Consider the following 2,924-nt stretch of genomic DNA (forward strand, 5'->3'; position numbering starts at 1 on the left):
CTTGCTTGGTGCGATCGCGTTGCAGCAGTTCGTTTCCTTCGTTGAGATTGGCGTCAAATTCTTCCTGTTCCCGCTGCCAAATTTTGCGGCTTTCGACGATTTCCTTTTCCAAGCTTTCCCGATCGTTCGCGGCGCGTTGTTCCAGCGATCGCAAAGTTTCCTGATGTTCCTGTGTCAACAGGTAAAGTGCATCCGCAACTACGCGAGTTTGCTGGAGTTCTTGCAAGTTTTGGGTGGCAATTGCGATCGCACGTTTGAGTTCGTCCAACTTGGCGGTTTCTGTTGTTAACCGCGTGGAAAGTCCGGTAATAGTATTGCCGAATTCCAATTGCAGATCCGCCAGTCCTCGCACAATACTATCTGCTGTGTACTGCGAAACCGTTTCTAGAACTGTGCGGTTTTTCTCTTTTTCGGCTTCTTCTTCTTTTGTAGCGACTCGCGAGGCAACATTTCGCCGTTGCGTTAAAATTTGCTCGAATGCTTCTTGAATCTTCGCTTTACTATCTTTGGCTGCAATTTGATTCATATGCAATTCCTTGTTCAAAACTGCAAAACATCCCTTGTTCGCGGTTCATTGCAATGCACAATGAACAGTGAACGACTTTGTAAACATAACCGTTGCAAATCATCGATCGATGTTTGAGGTTATGCTTTTTCCTGCTAGAGTAGTAGTGAGATGCAAACTGTGGTTTGCGTTTCTTGTTTACTACTCTAACACCATTTTTCTGGATATGCAAGATGTAAAGACAAAAATTGTAAACTTTAGTTGTCAAAGCCTGACCCCAGACTGCTTATGGATGAATTTGCTTTAAAAGTGCGCGATCGCCGCCGCCAAGAAGGACTGAGCCAGCAAGAACTCGCCGATAAAGTCGGGATTTCCCGCAACTACCTGTCCCAAATCGAACGGGGACAAGCCACAAACCTCTCCTGGCAACTGATGGAGCGGCTTACCTCGGTTTTGGGATTAAAAAGCGATCCGGCGGAAAAACCTGTAGAAAGCGGAGATATTCCCGTTAGTTTGGCTGAATTTGCCAAAAAAGCGGAATTACCGCCCGATGACGTTATCATGCTGGCTCGTTTAAAATACCGAGGTCAGCAACCCACGACTCCTGAGAAATGGGAACTGCTGTATAACGTCATCAAAATGACCGTTGGAAAATAAATAGTGCGTGAGGTTCCACCAGCCGCTCAACCCTACCGCCATCCGGGAGAGGCGTTTTTAGCTCGCTACGGCGCAGTCCGCAGCGAGGAGGATGTGTGGCGCTATGTGGAGTTCCTGCGATCGGAATCCGGGTTGAGCGATGCGCCTCCGATAGACTTGGAATGTATCTACCGACACTTTGGCATTCCCACACCTCTGCGTGCGCCTTTGGACGAACAGCAAGGCATCTTAGTTGATAGCCGCACGGGTATCATTTTAATCAAGGAAAATGACCCGATCGTGCGGCAGCGCTTCACGGAGGGACACGAGCTGATGGAACTGCTGTTCGACGCGCAGGAACAGGGCAGGTTTTGCCCGAATTGGAGTGGCGATCGCAAAGAGCGATTGTGCGATCGCGGCGCAGCAGATTTACTGATGCCAGAGTCGTCTTTTTTACCACGGATGAAAGATTTGGGGATATCCTTGGCAAGTGGGCGATCGCTAGCCAAACTCTACCAAACATCCCTCCTCGCAACCTTAGTGCGAATGATGCAGCAGGGGTCAGGCAATTATGCCTTAGTCATGTGGCATTGCGCCCTCAAACCAAAAGAAGTGAAAGGACTTTCCGGACTTTCCTCATTATTACCCCAACCGCAAAAAAAGCTGCGCGTCTGGTGGCGAACGCAAACAAAAGATTGGCATGGCGGTTTTATTCCCAAAGATAAATCTATTCCCCACAACTCATTAATTTCCTACGCTTATGTTAGCGGACAACCCTACAACGGCATGGAAATGATTCATTTAGGTTGGGGTTTTATTAATTGCTTTGTAGAAGCGATGCCTATTCAAATTGGAGATAAATATTGTGTATTATCTCTGTTGCGTTTGACTGAAATTTAGTGGCTGCTATAATTATCCGTTGATAAGCGGTCAATTCTCTGGTTCGTGAGACGGACTTGACAAAAGTGGCGACACCTGCACGTTCTTTGGTACTTGCGGTGGGTATCCTGTTGACGACGTTGGGTGTCTGTGCTTTGATAGGATGGATGGGTTTGCTTCGATCGCAAGGAGAATTTGGGCTTCCCAAGGCAGTTAAGGTAACTCAAGGGCAGGTAGAGGCTTTGCGGTGGGCGACTAGAGATCTTGGGGAAGTTCGATCGAAATTTGATGAAGTGGAATTCGGATAGTCTTACCGATCTAGAATGTAAAAAGGGTGTTTGAGGTTTGGGGGTTTACTTGAAACTTGTCTGTTAGCATTCAAAGTTAAGTTGCCTTCAAGGTTATCTGTGGGCTTGTACTTAAGAAGTAATGTGGTAACTCGCTATCTTGTAGTTCGTATTCAAATACGCTAGACTACCCCGTTGGATCGGATATCCTAACAAGAGGGAGTGAATGGCTAGAAGCATCTCTACAGTCGATTTGTTTTGTGGTGCTGGAGGACTAACGCATGGATTTGAGCAAGCAGGTCTTCCAGTCAAAGCTGGATATGATATCGATCCCGCGTGTAAGTTTCCCTACGAACACAATAACAAAGCAAAATTCATATTGCAAGATGTGGAAAATGTCAGCGGTTTTGATTTAGCAGAACATTTTTCTGGAAGCAGTATTAAAGTATTAGCAGGATGCGCCCCTTGTCAGCCATTTTCAAGTTATTCAAGACGTTATAACGATCGACAGTCGAAGTGGAAGCTATTGCAAGATTTTGCTCGTCTAATTGAAGAATGCGAACCTGATATTATTTCAATGGAAAATGTTCTTCAATTAAAACACCATTCAGTTTTTG

The 2,924-nt window shown here is 46.1% G+C and carries 4 protein-coding genes and 1 pseudogene; 4 read left to right on the forward strand and 1 reads right to left on the reverse strand.

Annotated features, from left to right (window positions below):
* Window positions 1-526, reverse strand: a pseudogene (locus tag H6S82_RS26900) (hypothetical protein); the annotation flags it as partial.
* A 267-nt stretch (window positions 527-793) separates the two neighbouring features.
* On the opposite strand from H6S82_RS26900, the gene H6S82_RS26905 reads away from it, so the two are divergent.
* The 4 genes from H6S82_RS26905 to H6S82_RS26920 form a co-directional block, all read left to right on the forward strand.
* Window positions 794-1,162: a helix-turn-helix transcriptional regulator gene (locus tag H6S82_RS26905; RefSeq protein WP_190469224.1), complete on the forward strand. Its 369-nt coding sequence runs from the start codon at window positions 794-796 to the stop codon at window positions 1,160-1,162.
* 3 nt (window positions 1,163-1,165) lie between these two features.
* Window positions 1,166-2,041 carry an ImmA/IrrE family metallo-endopeptidase gene (locus H6S82_RS26910; RefSeq protein WP_190469226.1) on the forward strand — a complete coding sequence of 292 codons (876 nt, stop codon included), beginning with the start codon at window positions 1,166-1,168 and terminating at the stop codon, window positions 2,039-2,041.
* A 65-nt stretch (window positions 2,042-2,106) separates the two neighbouring features.
* The gene (locus H6S82_RS26915; protein WP_190469230.1) at window positions 2,107-2,328 is read left to right on the forward strand and encodes a hypothetical protein; all 222 of its coding nucleotides are present in this window, start codon (window positions 2,107-2,109) and stop codon (window positions 2,326-2,328) included.
* Window positions 2,329-2,533: 205 nt separating this feature from the next.
* Window positions 2,534-2,924, forward strand: a 391-nt coding sequence (locus H6S82_RS26920; protein ID WP_191057009.1) for a DNA cytosine methyltransferase, incomplete at its 3' end; no start/stop codon positions are given.

The organism is Planktothrix sp. FACHB-1355, from assembly GCF_014748295.1.
Taxonomy (GTDB): Bacteria; Cyanobacteriota; Cyanobacteriia; order Cyanobacteriales; family Aerosakkonemataceae; genus Aerosakkonema; species Aerosakkonema funiforme_A.